The sequence below is a fragment of the Pedobacter planticolens genome, from assembly GCF_014172375.1.
In the GTDB taxonomy this organism is placed as follows: Bacteria; Bacteroidota; Bacteroidia; order Sphingobacteriales; family Sphingobacteriaceae; genus Pedobacter; species Pedobacter planticolens.
In genome coordinates this window covers 1,362,516-1,386,057 of sequence record NZ_WNXD01000002.1, presented here as the reverse complement: position 1 = coordinate 1,386,057, position 23,542 = coordinate 1,362,516, and the positions used below count along the sequence as shown (strand labels likewise).

Annotated in this window: 17 protein-coding genes; 3 read left to right on the top strand and 14 right to left on the bottom strand. The window is 35.3% G+C overall.

Going from position 1 to position 23,542, the window contains the following annotated elements; genetic code table 11:
* Positions 1-43 precede the first annotated feature (43 nt).
* The gene (locus GM921_RS14815) at positions 44-781 is read left to right on the top strand and encodes a head GIN domain-containing protein (protein WP_182923408.1); all 738 of its coding nucleotides are present in this window, start codon (positions 44-46) and stop codon (positions 779-781) included.
* 176 nt (positions 782-957) lie between these two features.
* On the opposite strand, the gene GM921_RS14810 is transcribed toward GM921_RS14815, so the two are convergent.
* The 5 genes from GM921_RS14810 to GM921_RS14790 form a co-directional block, all read right to left on the bottom strand.
* Positions 958-1,848 carry a hypothetical protein gene (locus GM921_RS14810; RefSeq protein ID WP_182923407.1) on the bottom strand — a complete coding sequence of 297 codons (891 nt, stop codon included), beginning with the start codon at positions 1,846-1,848 and terminating at the stop codon, positions 958-960.
* Positions 1,849-1,934: 86 nt separating this feature from the next.
* Positions 1,935-2,639 carry a DUF2490 domain-containing protein gene (locus GM921_RS14805; protein ID WP_182923406.1) on the bottom strand — a complete coding sequence of 235 codons (705 nt, stop codon included), beginning with the start codon at positions 2,637-2,639 and terminating at the stop codon, positions 1,935-1,937.
* Positions 2,640-2,736: 97 nt separating this feature from the next.
* Entirely contained in the window at positions 2,737-3,954 is a 1,218-nt protein-coding gene (odhB, locus tag GM921_RS14800; RefSeq protein WP_182923405.1) for a 2-oxoglutarate dehydrogenase complex dihydrolipoyllysine-residue succinyltransferase, read from the bottom strand.
* A 66-nt stretch (positions 3,955-4,020) separates the two neighbouring features.
* Complete coding sequence (locus tag GM921_RS14795) at positions 4,021-6,822, bottom strand: 2-oxoglutarate dehydrogenase E1 component (RefSeq protein ID WP_182923404.1); 2,802 nt, start codon at positions 6,820-6,822, stop codon at positions 4,021-4,023.
* A 109-nt stretch (positions 6,823-6,931) separates the two neighbouring features.
* The gene (locus GM921_RS14790; protein ID WP_182923403.1) at positions 6,932-8,218 is read right to left on the bottom strand and encodes a DASH family cryptochrome; all 1,287 of its coding nucleotides are present in this window, start codon (positions 8,216-8,218) and stop codon (positions 6,932-6,934) included.
* A gap of 447 nt (positions 8,219-8,665) precedes the next feature.
* Between GM921_RS14790 and GM921_RS14785 the strand changes: the two genes are divergently transcribed.
* Positions 8,666-9,577 (top strand): TIGR01777 family oxidoreductase, encoded by a 912-nt coding sequence (locus tag GM921_RS14785; protein ID WP_182923402.1) that lies wholly within the window; start codon positions 8,666-8,668, stop codon positions 9,575-9,577.
* Positions 9,578-9,646: 69 nt separating this feature from the next.
* Here GM921_RS14785 and GM921_RS14780 read toward each other — a convergent pair whose 3' ends face one another.
* The 8 genes from GM921_RS14780 to GM921_RS14745 form a co-directional block, all read right to left on the bottom strand.
* On the bottom strand, positions 9,647-10,498 hold the full coding sequence (locus GM921_RS14780) for an FKBP-type peptidyl-prolyl cis-trans isomerase (protein ID WP_182923401.1): 852 nt from the start codon (positions 10,496-10,498) through the stop codon (positions 9,647-9,649).
* A 7-nt stretch (positions 10,499-10,505) separates the two neighbouring features.
* Positions 10,506-10,970 (bottom strand): FKBP-type peptidyl-prolyl cis-trans isomerase, encoded by a 465-nt coding sequence (locus GM921_RS14775; RefSeq protein WP_182923400.1) that lies wholly within the window; start codon positions 10,968-10,970, stop codon positions 10,506-10,508.
* A gap of 80 nt (positions 10,971-11,050) precedes the next feature.
* Positions 11,051-11,572: a hypothetical protein gene (locus GM921_RS14770; protein WP_182923399.1), complete on the bottom strand. Its 522-nt coding sequence runs from the start codon at positions 11,570-11,572 to the stop codon at positions 11,051-11,053.
* 141 nt (positions 11,573-11,713) lie between these two features.
* Entirely contained in the window at positions 11,714-13,504 is a 1,791-nt protein-coding gene (locus tag GM921_RS14765) for an acyl-CoA dehydrogenase family protein (protein ID WP_182923398.1), read from the bottom strand.
* A 52-nt stretch (positions 13,505-13,556) separates the two neighbouring features.
* A complete protein-coding gene (locus GM921_RS14760) occupies positions 13,557-14,732 on the bottom strand; it encodes an acetyl-CoA C-acyltransferase (protein WP_182923397.1) in 1,176 nt (391 codons plus the stop codon).
* A 17-nt stretch (positions 14,733-14,749) separates the two neighbouring features.
* The gene (locus GM921_RS14755; RefSeq protein WP_182923396.1) at positions 14,750-15,121 is read right to left on the bottom strand and encodes a four helix bundle protein; all 372 of its coding nucleotides are present in this window, start codon (positions 15,119-15,121) and stop codon (positions 14,750-14,752) included.
* Between the two features lie 33 nt (positions 15,122-15,154).
* Positions 15,155-17,560 (bottom strand): 3-hydroxyacyl-CoA dehydrogenase/enoyl-CoA hydratase family protein, encoded by a 2,406-nt coding sequence (locus GM921_RS14750; protein WP_182923395.1) that lies wholly within the window; start codon positions 17,558-17,560, stop codon positions 15,155-15,157.
* Positions 17,541-17,996 carry a MarR family winged helix-turn-helix transcriptional regulator gene (locus tag GM921_RS14745; protein WP_182923394.1) on the bottom strand — a complete coding sequence of 152 codons (456 nt, stop codon included), beginning with the start codon at positions 17,994-17,996 and terminating at the stop codon, positions 17,541-17,543. The genes GM921_RS14750 and GM921_RS14745 overlap by 20 nt, the downstream gene beginning before the upstream one ends.
* Before the next feature lie 182 nt (positions 17,997-18,178).
* Between GM921_RS14745 and GM921_RS14740 the strand changes: the two genes are divergently transcribed.
* A complete protein-coding gene (locus GM921_RS14740; protein WP_182923393.1) occupies positions 18,179-21,733 on the top strand; it encodes a WD40 domain-containing protein in 3,555 nt (1,184 codons plus the stop codon).
* Positions 21,734-22,086: 353 nt separating this feature from the next.
* Here the strand turns inward: GM921_RS14740 and GM921_RS14735 are convergent, their stop codons facing one another.
* Entirely contained in the window at positions 22,087-23,412 is a 1,326-nt protein-coding gene (locus GM921_RS14735; protein ID WP_182923392.1) for an OmpA family protein, read from the bottom strand.
* Positions 23,413-23,542: the final 130 nt, after the last annotated feature.

The window sequence follows — 23,542 nt, the reverse complement described above, 5'->3', positions numbered from 1 at the left end:
GTTTCACTAACAACTAACGTCTAATAAGAAAAACCTCTAAAACATGAAAAAACTATTCATCACATTCGGCTTCATTTTGGCATTAGCCACAATAAGCCTACAACCTGTTTTGGCAACCTACCCAATCGTTATTGGGTTATCTAAATTCACAAAACAAGATAGAGAAGTAAAAAACTTTAATGGAGTTGCCGCTGGTGGGCCAATAAACGTAGTAGTTACTTTAGGTAGCACAGAAGGATTAAGATTTGAAGGCGATGCAGATGCAATTGCAACCTTAATTGCAGAAGTAAAAGGCAACGTTTTAATCATCAGACCACAGACAAGCTGGACAAGTTGGAGCCACAAATACGAAAACAAAAAAATTACAGCTTACGTTAGCGCAAAAACAATTAAAAGCTTAACCATGAGTGGGTCGGGTAAAATGAGCCTAACTGGAGCAGTAAAAGGAGCAGGTTTTGCAGCAACCCTAAGTGGATCGGGCAGTATTTTAGCCAATATAGATGTAGATAATTTTAATGGCGTGATTAGCGGATCAGGAAACTTAAATATTTCTGGCAGTGCCGATAGAGCAAACATTACCATTAGCGGCTCAGGTTCATTAACTAAAAATGGATTTTCTGTAGGCACGCTTTCAACCACCATTAGCGGTTCGGGTAGCGTAAATGTAAATGCAAGCAGCAAAATTAATGCTGTAATAAGTGGATCGGGCAGTGTAAATTATAGTGGCAACGCAACTGTAGATAAAACAGTAATAGGCTCTGGCCGAGTACGCAAAATATAAACGCTTTTAACACACACGAAAGCTAAGCTCTTCAGTTACAAAAACTGGGGAGCTTTTTTGTTACTGTAGTTCACGTCATTTCGAACAAGTTCTTCACAAGGAGAAATCTTTAAAACATTAATCACAGGTTTAAATAATTTCAGTGACCAATAGCTAATGACGTAAAGGTGACCCTCTTAAAACTGAAATCCCAACGCTGTAAAGTTCTCTAAATACCTAATCGTTTGGCTAGCTTTATCAATATCATTTCTTCCGGTAGTATGAATAGCCGATAAATCCGTATAACCAACCTTTGTTGTATTTTGAATATAGAACTTTCTAGTGAAGTGAAATTTTAATCCTGCTTTTGCAGAAATACCATAACCAGCAATATTCCAAAAGTTATTTTCGCCAACACCAAATAAACGCACATCCGTTCTTGGTATCATTAAACCAACTCCAACACCAGTTTCCATCGTCAGCATGTTCTTTTGTGATTTGGCTACCCAAATATCATCATATCGTTCTAATTCTGTACTTACGTAGTTAAAACCATCCGTATGTTCAAACTTTAGCATATCAGCTTTAACAGTTAATGGTGTATTGTTATAAACCCCCGCATAAGCACCTGTTGGTATTGCTGGATTAGAAATAGTCGAATTAATATATCCATCTACCTTTACTGTTTGCGGAATATCCATTACATATTTCATATGATCCCATCCTAATGAAATACTATAGTTATCTTTAATAAAGAAACCAAACCGAAAATTAAATTGCGGTGTAGTTAGTTCCAGCGGATTGATATAATCTGTAGATAATTTAGATGGTCTATCCTTAGCTGTAATATTTTTCAGTGTAAAGTTGTAACCTGGTCCTTTAAAGTTCAAATTACTAGTATCATACCAAGAAAAATTCCAACCCCAATGAAAAAACCATTCACCCTGTCTAGAAAAATTCCTTTTAATATCTTTAGAAAATAAGCTCTTGGCAATTTTAGGCTGAGTAATGGTTTTAGGGATAATTTCTTGTGCAGTTACCTTTTTGCCAAACAGCAATGCAAATATCATAATGGAAGATTTCTTCATACTCCAAAAATGAGTAAAAAGCACCTTTTCTTTGTCCTATTTAACACATTATAACATTCACAACAATAAATATGACTTTAAATAAATTAAAACCTAGTGTATAAAGCCAATTGGGCAACACGGTTTGATGTGTTTCTCGCTATGCCATTGGTATATTGATTTAAATAACCAGCTTCGATATCAACCTTTTTAGAAAAACGATAACCACCAGCAATGTAAAATCTATTTTGGTCAAACAGGCTATTATTTAACTTCTCCTTATTTTGGATATTGAAGAAAACCTCATTCTGTAAAGCAACAAAAGCACCTTCATTAAACACATCTACATTTCCTTGCAATGGTTGTATTAATCTAACAAAATAGCGAAAACGTTGAGCAAAAATTTCATCGCCATTGGCCTGTTCTATAAAGCGTTGCTCTAACCTAAACCTATGACTAACAAAACTTGATCTTAATTTGTGAGATAGCACATATTGTTCCCAAGCTCTATGCTCTGTTAACGTATTATTTGAAGTTCCTACTAATTTGTTATAAGTAGTTGTATATAAATAACCAGCTGTTACATTATTTTTATTGTTAATGTAATAAGTTATGCCTGGTCTAATTAAAACATTTCTAACGTATTCCCAATTATCTGAACTGCGAAACTGAGCATCAAAGGCGAACCCCCATTTTTCATTAAATTTAGTACTATTAAACAAACCTAACCAACCAGAATTTTGAATGTTGGTTTGTGCAGAGATGGTTCCAATTGCCATAAAAAGCAATAAGCTTAGTGCTAATTTTTTCATTAAATATTTTAGAATAAAGTTCAAAAAAAAGCCCCAATGTGTAAGCATTAGGGCTAAATATGTTATTTCTCCAAAGGAGTTATCCTTGTAGGAAAAATTATACGCCTAATAATAAACGAGCAGGATCTTCTAATAATTGTTTAACTCTTACCAAGAAACCTACCGATTCGCGACCATCAATAATTCTATGATCGTAAGATAAAGCAACGTACATCATTGGGCGAATAACAACTTCTTTATTCTCTGCAATTGGGCGCTCAATAATGTTGTGCATTCCTAAAATAGCCGATTGTGGTGCATTAATAATCGGTGTAGACATCATCGAACCAAATACTCCACCATTGGTGATGGTAAATGTTCCACCTGTCATTTCATCAATCGTCAATTTGCTATCTCTTGCTTTAGTAGCCAACTCAATCACAGTTTTTTCAATCTGTGCTAAGGTCATGCTTTCTGCATTTCTAATAATTGGCACAACCAAACCTTTAGGTGCAGAAACCGCAATAGAAACATCTACGAAATCATTATAAACAACTTCTTCACCTTCTATACGAGCATTTACTGCTGGAAAATCTTTAGCTGCTTCGCAAACCGCTTTAGTAAAGAAACTCATAAAGCCTAAGCCTACACCGAATTTCTCTTTAAACTGATCTTTATATTTAGCTCTTAAATCCATTATTGGCTTCATGTTCACCTCATTAAAAGTGGTTAACATAGCCGTTTCATTTTTCACAGTTACTAAACGTTTTGCCACTGTTTTACGCAATGGCGACATTTTTTCTCTGCGTTCATTTCTAGCTCCTGCTACAACTGGAGCAGCTTTTGGCGCCTCAACTTTAGGGCTTGCAGCTTTTGGAGTTTCCGCTTTAATAGCGTCTTCCTTCGTAATTCTGCCATCAACACCTGTACCTTTTACCGCACCAGCATCAACACCTTTTTCAGCTAAAATTTTTCCAGCCGCAGGCGATGGTGTTCCACTAGCATAGCTGTCACCAGCTTTTTCTGCAACTGGAGCAGCTACTTTATCAGCAACCACCGGAGCTTCAGCTTTTGCTGCTTCTTTAGCGGGAGCTGCTGCGCCACCCTCTTCAATAGAACAAACTACTGCACCAATTGGCAAGGTATCGCCTTCAGCAGCTACAATTTTTAAAGTTCCCGCTTTTTCAGCAGTTAGCTCAAACGTAGCTTTATCAGATTCTAACTCAGCAATGATTTCGTCCATTTCAACAAAATCTCCGTCGTTTTTAACCCAACGCGATAAAACTACTTCTGTAATCGATTCGCCAACTGGCGGAACTTTTATTTCTAAACCCATAATATTTAAATATCTGTTTTTTTATTCAGGTTAATGGTCTATAGACGATAGTCCATGGACTATCATCTAATCTATATTTACTAATTTCTTCGAAGCCTTAGCCACAATCTCTTTCACCTTTTCAGTTACTTTAACATCAAAAGCAGTTGCAATAATATAAGCCTGTTGGTTAGCATGTTGTTTAGCATAACCAGTTGCAGTACTGCTACTTTCTTTTCTCGAAATTACATCCATTTGGTTAAATGAAGTTTTTCTTAATCTGCGCAATAAGTAAGGCCAAGCACCCATGTTTTCAGGTTCTTCTTGTACCCAAACTGCATCGGTAGCATTTTTATAACGTTTGTAAACCGCTTCCATTTGGTCAACAGGAGTTGGATACAATTGTTCCACACGTACCAAAGCAACATCACCTTTTGTATTTGCCTTTTGTGTTTCCAACATTTCATAATAGATTTTACCACTGCAAAATACTACACGTTTTACATCGGCAGGTTTTACATTTGCATCATCTATTACCTCTTTAAATTTACCATCAGTAAAATCTGCAAGCGGGCTTACGCAAAGCGGATGACGGAGTAAACTTTTAGGTGTAAACACCACTAATGGCTTACGGAAATCGCGTTTAAACTGACGGCGTATGGCATGGAAGAAGTTTGCAGGAGTAGTACAATTAGTTACTTGCATGTTGTAATCTGCACAAAGTTCCATAAAACGCTCAATCCTTGCAGATGAATGCTCTGGTCCTTGTCCTTCATACCCATGTGGCAACAACATTACCAAACCGTTTTCTCTTTGCCATTTCGTTTCTGCACTTGCAACATATTGGTCAACTACAATTTGAGCTCCGTTAAAGAAATCTCCAAATTGTGCTTCCCAAATTGTTAATGCATTAGGGTTTGCCATAGCATAACCATACTCAAAACCTAAAACACCGTATTCTGATAAATGCGAATTGTAAATATCAAAAGCTGCTTGTTGATCAGAAACATGTTCTAGTGGAGTGTATTCTTCTTCACTATCTTCTAAAGTTAATACCGCATGGCGATGAGAGAATGTTCCACGTTTAACATCTTGCCCGCTTAAACGAACACGTTTACCTTCGGCCAATAAAGTTCCGTAAGCTAATTGTTCGCCCATTGCCCAATCAAATACATGAGTGGTTGTTGCCATTTTTTGGCGTTCATCAAATAATTTTTCAATCTTTTTGAAGAACTTTTTATCTGCAGGTAAAGTAGAAATACGTTTAGCAACCTCTAAGAAAGTTGCTTTTTTAACCGCTGTATTTGGAGATACCTCGAAATCTTTAGCTGTCGCGATACGCATATCTGCCCATGCTCCACCAAACTTAACATCATGATAAGTTGATGTAATTTCTTTAGCTTCATTTAAACGCTCTTGCAAAAGGCCTTTAAATTGTTTCTCCATTTCTTTAGCTAAACCAGCTTCTAACTCACCTGTTTTCGTTAATTTATCGATATAAATATCACGCGGATTTGCATGTTTTTCTATCGCTTTGTATAATAATGGCTGAGTGAATTTCGGCTCATCCGCTTCGTTGTGTCCAAATCTGCGGTAGCATAAAATATCAATAAACACATCATTTTTATATTTCTGACGATATTCCATCGCTAAATTAATAGCGTAAACTAAAGCTTCAACATCATCTCCATTTACATGGAAAACTGGTGATAAAGTAACTTTAGCAATATCTGTACAATAGGTACTTGAACGAGCATCTTTGTAATTTGTAGTAAATCCGATTTGATTGTTAATTACCAAGTGAATAGTTCCACCAGTTTTATAACCTTCCAAACCTGCCATTTGTATTACTTCGTATACAATGCCTTGACCTGCCACAGAGGCATCGCCATGTATTAATATAGGTGCCAAACGGCTATTATCTCCTGCGTATTTGAAATCTATTTTAGAACGAGACATTCCCTCAACCACACCATTTACAGTTTCTAAATGCGATGGGTTTGGGCATAAACTCAAGTGAACACTTTTGCCGCTATGTGTTGTGGTAACGTCGGTAGAGTAACCTAAGTGGTATTTCACATCGCCACCAAAAGGAGATTCTGCACTATACCCTTTGCCTTCAAACTCTGCAAAAATATCCTTATAGGTTTTTTGCATAATGTTTGCCAACACGTTTAAACGCCCACGATGCGCCATTCCAATTACAAATTCCTCGATACCTAGCTCTGCACCTTTTTCAATTACAGAATCTAGTGCAGGTATTAATGCTTCAGCTCCTTCTAATGAGAAACGTTTTTGTCCCAAAAATTTGGTGCCCAAAAAATTCTCAAAACTTACTGCTTCATTTAATTTAGTAAGGATGCGTTTTTTTTCCTCAATAGAAAACTTAGGTGTATTGCGCTCATTTTCCATTTTGGTTTGAATCCATTGCAAAATTTCTGGATCACGTACATATAAGTATTCTGCGCCAATAGAAACGCAGTAGGTTTGTTCTAAGAAAGCAACAATATCACTTAGTTTTGCTGGTGCACCAATACCAGTTTCGATAGCAGAATTAAATACTGTATCAAGGTCAGCTTGTGCCAAACCAAAGTTTTCTATAGCTAAAGTTGGTAAATGTTTACGCCTTTCTCTTACAGGATTTGTTTTAGTAAACAAATGCCCACGTTGACGGTATCCATTAATTAGATTTAAAACATTAATTTCTTTCAAAAAATGTTCCGGAGCTTCATTGCTTACGTGAGTAGCCTCTGCGCCTCTTCCAAAATCAAAGCCTTCAAAAAATTTCTGCCATCCAAATTCTACCGAATTTCTGTCTTCTTTATAGCTTTGATATAAGGACTCGATATATTCGGCGTTGGCGCCATTGAGATAAGATAAGTTATCCATTGTGTGTTTTTACGATAAGTATTGCAAAATTAGGATTTTACCTTAAGAAATGACAACAATCTTAACAATAAAATCAATAAAAATTGATGGAAGATTAACAAAAAATAACTTAAGCTCTTACACTCTGAGCATAAACCCCTTTCGGGTCTACAATTTTTAGTTGTTTTTCGAAATCGAAACTAGTTGTTAAGCGTTGATCGTTACCTACACCTGCAACAGTTGCCCAGTTACCCCAATTACTTGCCGGACAATAATCAATTAGTTTTTCTTCTAAATAAGCGGCTCCCATAACCCAATTTACTTTTAACTCGTAAATTAAATAAGTTGCTACTAATTGTCGTGATGCGCTATTAATATAACCTGTTGCATTTAATTCATGCATTATCGCATCAACCAAAGGATGACCAGTATTTCCTGTTTTCCATGAGTGCAGTAAATTACTATCCGCCAGTGTAATTACATTAGCATCCTTTGCAAAACCTTCTGGCTTGAAAAAGGTATTACCATGTTTTTTAAACATAAAACGATAATAATCACGCCATAAAAGTCCAAGTACAATCTGATAAAAATAAGGTTTCAAGCCATAATTAGCTTCGGCTTCTTTCATCTTCCAATAAACCTCACGAGGTGATAAGCAACCCAAAGCAAGCCAAGGCGAAAGTTTAGAAACAATTTCATTCTTTTTTAAGGATGCATTTGCCAAAGCCATGTCTTCTCCTGTATGCAAAAAATCATGTAAATGCTTAAAGGCTTCCTGTTCTCCACCTTTAAAATCAGTGTTTTGCGCTAAACCATCTAAATCTTCATTTACCACAAGCTCATTCAACTCGGGTAAAACACCCCAATCTGCAACGCTAACAAAGTCGATTTTATCTGGTGTTAAAAAACAAGGTTTAACTATAGCATCACGTTCAGTTTTCTTTTTAAACTGAGTAAATACATCAGGTATATCCTTAACTGGGAAAGGTAAATCTTCTTTATTGTAAAGCGTGTGACCAATAAAATGTTTCAAATTTACTCGCTGTTTCCACAGCAAATCTTCTACATGAGTAGAAATCGCAGTTTCTTCACTCGCCACTTCACGGTGATGATAAACTTCTGCAAGTTCATACTGACTAACTAGATCTGGTAAAAATTCTTCAGGTTTTCCTTTTAGGATTAAAATATCACCACCAAGTTCTTGAAATGATTGACGTAAAGCTGCAACGCTCTCTATTAAGAATTGAGCTCGAGTTGCTCCAGTTTTAATACTGTGGTAGCGTGTAAGTTCAAATTGACGAGGATCAAAACAATAAACAGGTAAGATTTCATCAGATTTGGCAATGGCTTCTACCAGCATTTCATTATCATGCAAGCGTAAATCATTCCTAAACCAAACTAAAATCCTTTTGCTCATATCCGTAGCCATTTATATTGGTTCGCAATTTGCACAATTTGTTGCAATTACACGTTTAAACATTCTATTTTTTACATACTGATAACATATTGTTGGCGTTTCCTCTCGAACCAGATTTAATGTCCTGAAATTTCTGAAAATGTCTCAAGATGTCAGTATAAAAGTTATGTTGTTCTAGTGTTGTTCAAGGTCCCCCCTATGTTTGCTCTTCTCAAACCACATTTTCTAGAACGTGTCTGGAAGGAATGTAGGAGAAAGAGCGAGAATTAAGACTTTTATTCTGCATTGGTAAATAACTTGCCAAGATTAAATCGTTATTTTCTTTCTTTCCGATCAGCTAAACAAATTACCTATATTAATGTGGGTCCAATTAATTTGATCAATTTTCTTTACGGTTGAATTACTATATTGTCAAAACCAACGAGCTAATTCAACCGTTTATTAATTATGGCGAAAAATATTCTAATTACGGGTGCAAGTGGTTTAATTGGACGGCAACTTATTCCCGCTTTACAGGCTAAAGGTCATACGATTTCTGTTTTATCGAGGAAAGAAATTAGTATAAAAGATGCTAAAGTATTTTTGTGGGATATTTACAATCAAACCATAGATGCAAGTGCACTAAAAGGAATAGACACCATTATAAATTTAGCGGGAGAAGGCATTGCCGATAAAAAATGGACAGACAAACGTAAACAAGAAATTATTGATAGTCGAGTGATGTCTGCTCAACTTTTATACAAAACCATTCAAGAAACAAAGGCACCAGTTACTACTTTTATTTCTGCATCGGCAGTTGGTTTTTATGGGGATAGAGGTGATGAAGTTTTAACTGAAAAAAGTGACAGTGGTACCGATTTCCTTTCTTATTGCTGTGTACTATGGGAAAACGCCACAAACCAAGGAGTAGACTTAGGCATTAGAGTAGTTAAAATTAGAATTGGCTTAATTTTAAGTAAGGAAGGTGGAGCCTTACAAGCAATGGAAAAACCAATTAAACTTTTTGTTGGTGCGCCATTAGGCAATGGTAAGCAATGGATGCCATGGATACATTTAGATGATATTGTAAAAATATTTACTAAAGCAGTTGAAGATACTAAAATGGTTGGAGCATATAATGCTTGTGCTCCTTTTCCAGTTACAAATAAGTTGTTCACTAAAACTATTGGGCAAAAATTAAATCGGCCAATTTGGCCAGTTCACGTACCTAAATTTGTTTTAAAAACGCTACTTGGCGAAATGAGTATTTTACCTTTAATGAGCAGCAATACGATGGTGCAAAAACTATTAGATACAGGTTACAAATTTGCTTATGTAAACTTAGATGATGCTTTAGATTCACTTTACAAGCAACAATAATTTTAAAATATTTTGACATAAAAAAGCCATCAAGACTTAACTTGATGGCTTCAACTATTTTAGATTTGTTTAGTTGGTTACACTAACAATTTCAATATCGAAATCTAATGCGGAATTTTGAGGAATACTACCAGTTGCACTTGCTCCATATGCTAAGTTTGAAGGAATAAATATCCTAATTTTTGCGCCACTTTTAAATAATGGAAGGACTTTTCCCCAACCCGCTATCACTCCAGTTAATGTAGTAGTAAATGCCGTGCTTGAGTCAAAAACAGTTCCATCTAATAACCTTCCTGTATATTTAACAACTAATGTAGAATTTTGATCTATTACATCTGTTCCTGTTCCTTGTGTTAAAACTTGATAATAAACTCTTGATGGATCTTTAGTAGCTGTTATCCCTTTAGCAGCCAGAAAAGCTACTATTCTAGCATCATCCAATTGCCATTGTGTTTTTTGAGGATAAGTAGATATTTCTGAGATGAGCACTTCATTTGAAGGAATATTTCCACTTCCATTTTTCCCGAAGGCTAAATAAGATGGGAAAATTACTTTAACAGAACCTCCTCTTTTTAAATTAGTCAATGCTATTCTATAAGGTGTTGGAGTGATATAACCTAAATAATTTCCAAAGTTACTGTTCGTGTTTTTTGCTTGATAAGATACGCCCGTTAAAGATTTGATATTAAAATCATAGAGAACAGAATCCTTATTCAACATAATATCTCCTGTTCCTTGGTCAACAACTTGATAATAAAATCCAGAAGGATCTTTTGTCATGGTTAAATTATTCTGCTTAATGTAAGTTTGAATTTTAGCATCATCAATGCTTTCAATAGTTTCATATTCTTTTTTACAAGAATTAAGCAGCACTAAAATGCCTAATAAGGCGAAAGAATATATAGTTAGTTTTTTGCGCATTTGTATGTTATTGTGCATTGATTAAGTCAATTGTGAAATCTAAAACTGCATTTTTTGGAATTCCTGCTCCAGGAGATGTATTACCATAAGCTAAAGCTGATGGGATAATCAATCTAATCTTCCCACCTTTTTTTATTAAGGGTACACCAATTTTCCACCCCTGAATTAAATTACCAGACAAAGAAAAAGAAGTTGTCGATGAATCAAATTCAGTTCCATTTAAAAGTTTACCAGAATAAGTAACTGAAACAGTATTTGATGTTGTAACAATATTTCCATCTCCTGGTGTAATTATTTGATAATACAAACCTGAACTATGTTTAACCGCTACAATACTATTTTTTGCGATAAAATCAACAATTAAAGCATCGTCTATTTTTGCTTGTTTTTCTGCATCGAAAGTGTCTTTTTTACATGATGAGAAAGCCCCAACGATTAAAAAAAGACCTAATAAAATTTTGGTTTTTAACATAATTGCACAAAAATAAGCTTTTATTGCCGATGGCGCAATTTTTAACCAAATTTAACAAATGCATGTTACAACATATTTAATTAATAACTTGATAAATAGTATAAATAAAATGCTATTCCTTCATATGACCAAGTAGAATTCCCTCCTCCAAGTTCATTATAGTTGGTTGTATAAAAATGTCCTGAACCACCCTTAATTCTTAAGTATCGATAAACACTTTTTCCCGCATCTACTGGTATCGGACCAGAGGCGCCATAACCAATCATCCCCTCAGATATATAACCCGCAGGAATTACTGAACTAGTAGAAAAATAATGATTATCTCCAGAAGGGCTATAAAATCGATAAATTGGATTTGTTCCACTTTCCTTTAAAAACACCATCAAGCCTTCATTAATCCATCCACCACCTAGTGTTGAAGTTAAATTCTGCATTTCAATCGTACTTGCTAAATGGTGTTTACCATTTGTGGTTTTATACAAACGAAACAATGGAATATAACCAGCTGATGGAGGAGTGATCCATTGAGAGAAACTAGTTGAATAGATCCCGAGTATAAATAAAATGGTAAATGCTAATTTAATACCTATAGCTGTCGACAAAATGGTGTTCTGGGAACATTATTATGAAATTTGGACAGCTTCTTAGAGATTCTTCGCTACGCTCTGAATGACAAACAAAAAAGGTTTAGGGTTTAAGCTAAATGCTCAAACCCTAAACCTTTACACCCTCAACCTTTTACCTTAAAAAATATATTTATTCGCTTCTATAATTTGTTGCGCTACATTCTGACGAGCCTGTTTCACATTAAATGGCTCCATTTTGGTAAATCTGCGTAAACCAACCAACATCATTCTTTGTTCATCGCCTTCTGCAAATGCCCATAATGCTTCTTTTCCAGCTTTATTTACACCATCAACTGCTTCAACAAAATAGATTTTCATCATATCGATTTGGCCTTTACAAGCTTCTTCTCCTTTTAATGAAACTAATTTTTCAGTTCTTAGCATAGCTGATTCGGCTATGTATACATAACTAGCCATATCGGCGATGTTCATTAAAATCTCTTGTTCTTTTGATAAACTCATCATTAACTTTTGAACCGCAGCACCAGCAACCATCAAGGTAGCTTTCTTTAGATTTTGAATGATTTTCTTTTCCGCAGCAAATAAAGTGGTGTCTTCTTCTCCAAAATCTGGAATAGACATCAGCTCTGCTGCTACTGCTGTTGCAGGTGTCATCAAATCTAATTCGCCTTTCATCGCACGCTTTAACATCATATCAACGGTCAACAGTCTGTTGATTTCATTCGTGCCTTCAAAAATTCTATTGATACGGGCATCACGATAAGATCTATCCATTGGTGCATCAGCCGAGAAGCCCATTCCACCATAAATCTGCACACCTTCATCCGTTACATAATCTAATACTTCCGAACCCCAAACTTTAAGAATTGCACATTCTACGGCAAATTGTTCGGTCGATTTCAGCTTTGCTTTACTCGCATCCATTCCGCCAGCTACCAACTCATCATAAGCGTCATCAATGTTTTGTCCAGCTCTGTAGTTTGCAGATTCTACTGCATAAATTTTAGCCGCCATTTCTGCCAATTTAAAACGAATTGCACCATATTTAGAAATTGGTCTATCAAACTGAACACGTTCGTTCGAATAATTTACAGCTAGGTTCAACACACCTTTTGAACCGCCAATTGCCGCAGCAGCTAATTTTATACGACCAATATTTAAAATATTTACTGCGATTTTAAATCCGTTTTCTCTATCAGAAAGCATATTTTCAACTGGCACATGGCAATCATTAAAAAATACCTGACGAGTTGATGAACCTTTAATCCCCATTTTATGTTCTTCTGGGTTCATCGTAATTCCACCAAAATCTTTCTCAACAATGAAAGCTGTTAAATTCTTATCGTCATCAATTTTTGCAAACACGATAAAGATATCTGCGAAACCACCATTGGTAATCCACATTTTTTGACCGTTGATGACATAATGTTTTCCATCTTCAGTTAACTTAGCTTTGGTTTTACCAGAGTTTGCATCAGAGCCAGAGTTTGGTTCAGTTAAACAGTAAGATGCTTTCCACTCACCTGCTCCTAATTTCGGGATGTATTTTGATTTTTGTGCGTCATTACCATAATAAAGGATTGGCAAAGTACCAATTCCTGTATGCGCAGATAAGGCAACCGCAAATGAGTGACCAGCACCACAAACATCAGCAACTAACATTGAAGTATTGAAGTTTTTTCCAAAGCCACCAAATTCTTCAGGAATTGAAACTCCTAAAATACCTAGTTCGCCAGCTTTGTCCATCAAGGCAGGCATCAAACCTTCTTCTTGACTATCAATCCTGTCTAAAATTGGATTAATTTCTGCTGCTAAAAAATCACGACAAGTCTGCGCAATCATTTGCTGTTCTTCATCAAATTCTTCAGGAATAAATACATCCTGGTAAGTGGTTTCAGTAATTAAGAACTCGCCACCTTTAATTGTTTTTTTGTCTGTAGTTTCCATTTTTTAATGATTAAGGAGCAAGGATTAAAACTCAAGCTACCTGCTTTATTTCTTAAAATATTTCGAAAATACCCGCGGCTCCTTGCCCTGTGCCTACGCACATGGTAACCATTCCGTATTTTTTTTCTTGTCTTTTTAATTCGTTAAAGATTTGCACCGATAATTTCGCTCCAGTACAGCCTAGTGGGTGACCTAATGCTATTGCACCACCATTTACGTTGATTTTACTTTGATCTAAGCCTAAAGTTCTGATGATAGCTAAAGATTGTGATGCAAAAGCTTCATTCAATTCAATTAAATCGATATCATCTTGTTTTAAACCCGCTTGCTTTAATGCTTTCGGAATAGCTTCAATTGGACCAATTCCCATAATACGTGGTGGCACACCTGCAACACCATAGCTTACCAAACGAGCAATTGGCTCAGCACCCAATTCTTTCATTTTCTTTTCAGAAACCACCAAAACAAATGCAGCACCGTCTGATGTTTGTGAAGAATTACCAGCTGTGATTACACCATTTGCTGCAAAAACTGGTTTTAATTTAGCTAAAGCTGCTACTGTTGTATCTGCCCTCGGACCTTCATCAGTATCTACTACATAAGAACGAGTTTGCTTTTTCATATTCGCATCTAAATAGTTTTCGTTTACCGTAATTGGCAAAACTCCAGCTTTTAAGTGTCCATTTTTAATGGCTGCAATTGCCTTTTGGTGCGAGTCAAAAGAAAACTCATCTTGGTCTTCTCTATTTACATTGTATTCTTTAGCAACCGCTTCTGCAGTTAAACCCATCCCCCAGTACCAATCTGGGTTTGTTTTGGCAACTTCTGGGTTTGGAACTAATTTCCATCCGCCAAATGGCATACCCGACATTATTTCTACTCCACCAGCCACAATACAATCTGCCATTCCAGCTTTAATTTTTGCTACTGCCGTTGCAATAGTGTCCAATCCTGATGCACAATAACGATTAATGGTTACTCCAGGAACTTTATCAGTATCCAATCCCATCAACGAAATCATACGAGCAATATTTAATCCTTGCTCTGCCTCCGGAGTTGCATTCCCTACAATTACATCGTCAATTTGTTCTGTATCCAAATTCGGAACCGAAGCCACTAACTCTCTAATTACATTTGCCGCCAATTCATCAGCCCTTGTAAAACGAAATACACCTCGTGGTGCTTTGCCTACCGCTGTTCTAAGTCCTGCTATTATATATGCTTCCATTTTTTAGTATATAGTAGTTAGATATTAGTATTTAGAGAGGTCCGTAGCTTAGCCTGAAATGAGTAACTCATCTTTTGCCATTCATTTAGCTTTTCTGTTAATACATCTAACTCAGTTATGGTTAAATAATTTAAATTTTTAGAGATAATTAATTGTGTTTCTGTTTCGTATGAAGAAGCGTGTGCAATAGATAGAAAATATAAAAATTCCTTTGTTGAATTTCTACCTGTACCTTCTGCAATATTAGAGGGAATTGAAACAGAGGCTCTGTTTATTTGGCTAATCAATCCAAATCTTTCCTTATCTGGAAATTTAGCTGTAACAGTATAAATTTCTGTTACTAGCTCAATTGACCTTTGCCAAACTTTCAATTCTTTATACTTATGCATTTCTAAATACTAACATCTAAATACTAATTACCTCTAGTTTCTCAAAGGTTTTCCTTTTGTAACTATCGATTGTATTCTTTCTAGCGTTTTACGTTCTCCACAAAGCGACAAAAATGCTTCTCTTTCTAAATCCAAAAGGTATTGTTCGGTAACTTCTGTAGGCGATGATAAATCTCCACCACACATTACCCAACCTAACTTTTCAGAGATTTTTTTATCGTGTTCAGAAATGTAATTACCAGAATACATCGTATTTGCACCAGCATAAACAATTCCTAAACCCTGTTTACCTAAAACTTTAATATCCTTGCGTTGAACCGGTTTGGTGTAACCAGCATCCGCCAATTCAATTGCTTTTGCTTTTGCATCGGCTATTAAACGGCTTCTGTTCATACTAATGGCATATTTATCTTTTTGCAAATACCCTAATTCAAATGCCTCAACTGCAGAAGTAGAAACTTTTGCCATCCCGATAGTTAAAAAGCGATCTTTCATGGTGTTTTGTACAATTTGATCGGCTTTGTATTCATCAGATGCTCGCAATGCAAACTCTTTACTTCCACCACCACCCGGAATAACGCCTACTCCAAACTCAACCAAACCCATATAAGTTTCTGCATTAAGCTGAACGAAATCGGCGTGTAAACTAAACTCGCAACCACCGCCTAAAGTTAAATTATGAGGAGCTACCACAACCGGAATGGATGAGTAACGAATGCGCATCGAAGTATTTTGGAACAAGCGAACAGCCATATTCAGCTCTTCCCATTCTTGTTCAACTGCCATCATAAAAATCATTCCTACGTTGGCACCAGCCGAGAAGTTTGCACCATCGTTTCCAATTACAACACCGCGATAATCCTTCTCTGCCATGTCAATTGCTTTATTTATAGCTGATAAAGTATCTCCACCAATTGTATTCATTTTAGAGTGGAATTCAACATTCAAAATTCCATCACCCAAATCTATGATTGAAGCACCACCATTTTTCCAAAGCACTTTATTAGCTCTTAAATTATCAAGAATGATAAATTCATCAGCTCCTGGAATTGCTTTGTAGCTTTTAGATGGGATGTCGTAATATTTTTTAATGCCATCTTCTACCTTATAGAATGAAGTATGTCCAGCCGCTAACATTTCGGTTACCCAAGCTGCTGGTGTATGACCATATTGTTTCATTCCATCTAGCGAAGCTGAAATACCAACTGCATCCCAAACTTCAAACGGACCTAAATCCCAGCCAAAACCCGCACGCATTGCATCATCAATGCGATACAATTCATCAGAAATTTCTGGAATACGATCTGAAACATATTCGAACAAGCCAAAGAAAGAAGCCCTGAATAATTCAGCAGCTTTATCTTTTCCAGTTGCGAAAATTTTCATTCTATCTGCAACTTTTTCAATGGTTTTAGTCATTTCTAAAGTCGCCGATTTAACTTTTTGTTGCGGACGATATTCTAGCGTTTTTAAATCAAGCGCTAAAATTTCTGTTTTGCCTTCGGCAGATTTTGTCTTTTTATAAAAACCTTGTTTGGTTTTATCGCCCAACCAATTGTTAGCTTCCATTTTCTGAACATATTCAGGAAGTTTAAACAAATCGTGAGCTTTATCATCAGGACAGTTATCATACAACCCTTTTGATACTTTAATCATGGTATCTAAACCAACCACATCAGTTGTACGGAAAGTTGCAGATTTTGGCCTACCCAAAGCCGGACCAGTAAATTTATCTACTTCCTCAACCGTTAAATCCATTTTTTCTACCAAGTGCAATAAAGACATAATAGAATAAACTCCAACTCTGTTGGCAATAAACGCAGGCGTATCCTTACATAAAACAGTAGTTTTACCTAAAAACTTATCGCCATAATGCATTAGAAAATCTACCAATTCTGGTTTGGTATGTGGGGTTGGAATAATTTCCAATAATCTTAAATAGCGTGGTGGATTAAAAAAGTGCGTTCCACAGAAGTTCGCTTTAAAATCATCGCTTCTTCCTTCCGCCATCATGTGAATTGGAATACCCGAAGTGTTAGACGTAACCAATGTACCTGGCTTACGGAATTGTTCTACTTGCTCAAATACCTTTTGTTTGATACCTAAATTTTCAACTACAACCTCAATTATCCAGTCGTAATTAGCAATTTTAGACATATCATCTTCAAAGTTACCCGTGCTAATTCTTTTTAAAACACTTTGCGAATAAATTGGCGATGGATTGGTTTTAACAGCAGTTTGTAAAGCCGTATTCACAATACGGTTTTTAACTGTTGGATGAGTTAAAACCAATCCTTTTGCCTGTTCTTCGACACTTAGTTCTTTTGGAGCAATATCTAAAAGCAAAACCTCTACACCAATATTGGCGAAGTGGCAGGCAATACGGGAACCCATAATGCCCGAACCTAATACTACTACTTTATTTATTCTTTTCATCATGATCTTTTGTAGGGGCGTAAGCCAAGGTTAATTGGTTTACTTTATCTAAGGTTGAAATCAGTTGTTCTTTTTCTTTTACGCTAAGTTTATCATTTAAATATTCATTAAACTTAATAACGACATTACTTGCTAATTTTCTTTTTTCTATCCCAAAAGGAGTTAAAAAAACTTTTACAGAACGTTTATCTCCAGTAGAAGTTTCGCGGTAAATTAAACCCAGCTCTTCCATATTATTTAACATTCTAGATAAACTCGTAGCTTTAACACCAAGCAAAGCCGCCAAAGCAGAAACGGCTGTTCCTTCTGCTTCAATATTAATGAGTACATAACCTATGGCTTGCGTAATACCAAAACCACCTGCAATTTGGTTGTAGGTGTTGGAAACGTTTTGCCAAACCACCTTTAAAAAATAATCTACTGTTTCTTTCTGCTTCATTAATTACTATGCTTGCATAACAAATTTATGTATAAAGAATTTAGTATGCAAGTAGAATTTGAAAATATTTTTTTGAAATGATTTTGCTTAGTTTATTCTCACTATACCCACAATTAGGTATTGCTTAGGCAATTATTTGCACTTAACTTGTAAACTGAAAAATAAATTTTTCTTTTATGCATATGCGTTCTATAACCAGTTTCTATCAACTTCTTGTTACCATAGCATTTATACTTTGTGCCCTTAGCTTAAAAGCACAAGACCCCAAGCTTGTTTTGCCAATTTCACACCATGGCTTTATTAAGAGTTTCAAATTTAGCCCTAATGGAAAATTAATTGCCACAGGTTCTTCGGATAAGACCGTAAAAATTTGGGATGTAAAAACTGGCAATATGTTATACAATTTTACTGATCATAAAGATGGAATTGAGGAAATTGCCTTTAGCCCAGATGGAAAGCTGTTGGCAACAACTGCAAGTGATGCAACTGTAAAAATATGGGAAACAAGTAGTGGCAAATTAATAACAAACTTTAAAGGAGACATTTTAGGATTTAGCACTGTTGAATTTAGTAAAGATGGTAAAGATGTATTGACTGCTGATGGTTCTGGCACACTATATATTTGGAGTCTTTTAACAAAAAAATTAAAATTAAAAATACAACTAGAAAGATCATACTCTATTTATGGAGAATCCCGCTCTGGTGATTTCGCTCGATATACGTATGATGGAAATAAGATAATTACAAATACTCAAGATAGTACCATTGCTATTTACAGTTCGATTAATGGCAAACTGTTAAACAAACTCCCAAAGCGCAATGGAAAAGAAATTACTGAAATACTAGCAAGCCCAAATAGTAAATATTTACTTAGATGGAGTGGTACTTGGTTTTATTTAGATGTATTTGATCTAGAAACGGGTAAGCAATTATACGAAACTAAGGGTACAGATGCATTTGCAAGTGGTGGTCAATTTACAAAAGACAATCAGTTTTATATCACACAGTCAAAGGTTAGCCATGCAACCAATTTCATAGAAATAAGTACAGGAAAACTCCATCATTCTATAAAAGGAGATTATAAAGGATATGACCCACAAAGCAATCAAATATTGGTTTCTTTAAATGGAGAATTTTGGATAACTGATTTAGTTACTGGTGAACAAAAGATAAAACTCAATTTGAAATCAAAAAAATATAATTATTGGGATGGTATATTTAGTCAACATGGAGATTATGTCGCATTTCAAGTTAGTGATGATAAGAGAGAAAATTATGCTATCGATATTTACAGCATAACAACTGGGCAATTTATAAGTACTCTTAATGGCCATACTATCGATCTTCAAAGTTTAACCTTATCACCAGATGCGAAAACTCTTTTAATTGGTACCAATAGCAATTATCATAAATTATGGAATACGGAAACCTTAACTATAGATTATACAATCAATACACCTGCAGAAAATTTTGAAAGCTTAAATTATTCTCCAAAAGGAAAATATATTGTATCATTTAACAAAAAAAACTATCCGTATTATACATTAAATATTAACAATGCCTTTGATAGAGTTTGGCTACATAGCTTTGCCGATACAAAAGAAATCTATGCATTTACCACAGATGATCGGTATATAGCAATTGTTAACAGTAATGATAGTATTGACTTTTGGGATTTATCGACAGAGACAAAAGTTTCAGAACTGCCTGGCGCTAAATATCTCAGTAACAATATAAAGTCCATCTCTTTTAACAAAAAGAATGATCGGCTTTTGGTTTGTTACGGAGACAGTACTTTTGCATTAATTGACCCATTTAAGGCAGAAATCATTCATAAATTTAAAGAAGATAAAGCTGAATGGTTGACTGTACAATTTACACCTGATAGCAAGCATATTGTTTCGAGCACTTATAGCGGTGATGAACTTAAAGTTTGGGATCCGATTACTGGTAAACTCCTCTATAAAATAAAAGCAAAAGATGATACAGAAAATTTAAGAGGTGTTATCTTTAATTTTGATGGAAGTAGAATGGCTTCATTTACCAATCACTATGAAATTGCTAAAGTTTGGGATTTTAAAACCAGAAAACCATTTGCCTCGTTTGCTGGTTATGGCGGTCTGTTTGGAACAATCACATTTTTTCCAACTAACAATAAGTTATTAACCAGCCTCGCTGATGATGCTTATCGGATTTGGGATGCCAATGGGAAATTGATTAAAAAAGTTGACATGGGGGGACATACTTCGTTAAGTGCATTATCTTTCTCTACTAATAAACTAATAGCGAAATCTAGTCCAGAAATTAAGTTTTTTAATCTAGCTACAGGCGTTAAACAATATTCTTTATTATGTATAGATAGTTTAGATTACATTGCCATAACACCCTCTGGTTATTACAAAAGTTCTTCTAATGCTTCCAAGTACATACATTACCTAACAAAAGACCAAAAAATAATCACTTTTGAACAGTTGGATGTGAAATACAATCGACCAGATAAAGTACTTGAATCAATTGGCAGTAGAGATACCGCACTCATCAAATCTTATAAAAAAGCGTATCAAAAACGTATTACAAAACTAGGAATAGACACTACTTCATTTAAAGCTGGTTATAGTGTACCAGAAGCTGATTTTATCAATAGAGATATAATTGAAACAGAGCAAAAAAAACAGCTTTTAACTTTAAAAATTAAAGGAACTGATGATACTTATAATCTAGATCGATTTAATGTTTGGGTAAATGAAAGTCCAGTTTTTGGATTAAGAGGTATTAGTTTAAAAAAGAAAAATTCGAAAACTATCGATACTACACTTACTATTACTTTATCTGATGGAGAAAATCAGATTGAAACTTCTATTACGAATGTGAATGGAACTGAAAGTTATCGAATACCTCTAAAAGTAAATTATATACCAGAAAAAAATGCTCAAGAAAAACTATATTTTGTAGGTATTGGCATTGATAAATTTGAACAGAATAGTTATAATTTGCAATGGAGTGTTAAAGATATTAGGGACCAAGCGAATGCTTTAAAGTTAAAATATGGTGAAAATTTAATTATCGACACCTTATTTAACCAACAAGTAATTACAGCAAATATTAAACAGTTAAAAGAAAAACTAAAAGGAAGTTCTGTTAACGATAAAGTTATTATTGCTTATTCTGGACATGGTTTATTAAATGATGATTTTGATTATTTTCTTTCAACTTACAATGTAAATTTTGACAAACCTGAACAAAATGGATTGCCTTATGATATGCTAGAAGATTTATTGGACAATATTCCTGCTAGAAAAAAACTGATGCTAATTGATGCTTGCCATAGCGGAGAAGTAGATAAGGAAGAGTTGTTAAAGTATAAAAGTGCAGAGAATGTTCTGGCTACTAATAAAACACAGGGCGGAAAAGGTGTGAAAGTAATTAACACCGGCCCAAAAAAAGCTGGAATGAAAACTAGTTTAGAATTAATGCAACAGCTCTTTGCCAATGTTGGTAGAAGTACAGGTTCAACAATTATATCCGCAGCGGCGGGAACTCAGTTTGCTTTAGAAAAGAACGATTTGCAAAATGGAGTTTTCAGTTATAGTATTTTAGAATACATGAAGGCTAATCCACATGCTACGGTAACTGATCTGAAAAAATACGTAAATAAACGAGTAGTAGAATTAACTGCTGGTCTGCAAGTTCCAACCACAAGAAATGAAACGAATGCTACAAATTGGGAGGTTTGGTAAAGTTTGTTTCAAAAGAACTGCTGCCTTTGTTAACTAAACCTTATTGAAGTGAGCACGTAGCGCAGCGAAGTAAAACGAAAAGAAGGGCTGTTGTTACCGAAATGTGATGGCATTGTTTTTCTAAAAATTTCTTTTATAAAATAATTTGTCATTCAGAGCGCAGCGAAGAATCTCTTTCCGAGAAATTGAACAATAAAAGGAGATTCTTCGCTGCGCTCTGAATGACAACAGACTCCTCGCAAAGACGCGTGTATTAAACCACCCCGCCCTTCGGGCACCTCTCAAGAGGGGAATAAAAAAAAGCGTACCAACATAAAGTCGGCACGCTTTTTAATTTTAGGGATGATTTTCTATTAGTATAAAGTAAATTCTACTCTTCTATTTTGTTGACGACCAGCTGCAGTTTTGTTTGTTGCAATTGGTTGATCTTCTCCATAACCTGTTGCTTCAATTCTGCTTGCATTAGCACCTTGCGATATTAAATATGCTTTTACAGATTCTGCTCTATCTTTAGATAAACGCATGTTCAACTCATTAGAACCTGTATTATCTGTATGACCGGCTAATTTTAAGCTAAAGTTTTTCTCTACCAATAATGCAGCAACTCTATTTAAAGTAGCATAAGATTTAGAACGGATAGTAGCTTTACCTAAATCAAATTCTAAGTTTTTAATTGCATCTGCAACAACTTTACGATCTGCTTCGGTTACTACTACTTTAGTTTCTTTAATAATCTGTGGTTTTGGAGTAACTAACGGACAACCTGAACCGTCAACTACGGTACCTGCAGGTGTGTTCGGACATTTATCCAATTTATCTGCAACACCATCACCATCACTATCTTTTAATATATCGCCCATTTCTGAACGTAATCTTGCATTTTCAGCTTTTTGAGCATCTAAATCAGATTTTAAGCCATTGGCGATGTTTTTAGCTGCCAAAGCTTCATCATATGTAGCTGCAGTAGGGCTATAAAAAGCTAATTGTTTTCCTTTACCTAAGGCAAATTCTAAACCTGCATAAGCATAGTTATATTTATCATTAGCTCCTCTTGCATAACCATCAAACGTATCACCGTCTACAAAACTAATGGTCCAACCTAAATCAAGGTTTACCGCGTCTGATAAACGGAATTTAGCACCCAATCCTGCTGGAATAATCATTCTATTCACAGTTGCGTTTTCTACAGTTGTACCACCAGAGTTTACGGTAGTTGTAGTATAATTTGCAAAACCACCACCAACAGATGCGTATAATTGTGCATTGTTTTGTTGTTTAAACATGCTCCAATTAAACATATTAACCACAGCATTTAAGCTTCCTGAATAGTTTAAATCAGTTGAAAAAGATTTAAATGGGCTAGCATTTGTTCCGCCACTGTTAAATGGCTCTACGTTATCACCTTTTGCTTTACCTCTATTACCATCTAAACGTAAAGAGAAATATGGGGTAATTTGTTTTTTGATGTATATGCCATATCCCAGACTAGATTCCCAGTTAGAGTAATCATTTTGTCCGCCAAGTGGCGAGATTGGAGAAATTACACCAGCGTTAACTCCGATAGACCATGTTCTAAAAGGAGCCATTGTTGATGTTGTTGGTTCTTGTGCTTGTGCAGCACCACCAATAAATAAACCAGCTAAAGCAACTGGTAAACATTTTAAGAGATTTAGTTTCATAATATTAATTTTAAGCGTTTTTGCTATTTACAATGCAATAGTCAATCGCTATACCAAAGCGGGCTTAAAAATTAATACATGCTTTTTATCCTGCTTTATTACAGGAATTTAAGTCATTTTACAGCACAAT